The sequence below is a fragment of the Pseudomonas sp. 2995-1 genome, assembly GCF_002742505.1.
Taxonomy (GTDB): domain Bacteria; phylum Pseudomonadota; class Gammaproteobacteria; order Pseudomonadales; family Pseudomonadaceae; genus Aquipseudomonas; species Aquipseudomonas sivasensis.
In genome coordinates this window covers 1-255 of sequence record NZ_LJSA01000141.1, presented here as the reverse complement: position 1 = coordinate 255, position 255 = coordinate 1, and the positions used below count along the sequence as shown (strand labels likewise).

1 protein-coding gene is annotated in these 255 nt (G+C 38.4%); it reads right to left on the bottom strand.

Features of this window, described 5'->3' with window-relative positions:
• Positions 1–241, bottom strand: a 241-nt coding sequence (locus AOA61_RS00415; protein ID WP_256583309.1) for a DUF4097 family beta strand repeat-containing protein, incomplete at its 3' end; no start/stop codon positions are given.
• Positions 242–255: the final 14 nt, after the last annotated feature.

The following is a 255-nucleotide window of genomic DNA, read 5'->3' as shown; positions in this document are numbered from 1 at the left end:
TTACTGTCTTTGCATCACATTTATCTGCCACCATCTTCGCAACGGAGATGGTCCCGTTTACTGTTTCAAGGCGAACTTCTTTCCCTTCTAGTTCTTCAAAATTAATTCTACCGTTAACAGTTTGCGCCTCAAATTTTTCTAAGAAGCTCACATTCTCTCCATCAATCTTCCCATTGAATGTGTAGAGTTTAACCTTCTCAAGGTCTTTCTTCGGAACATAAACAACTGTGTTTACTTTCATGGATTTCTTTCTAG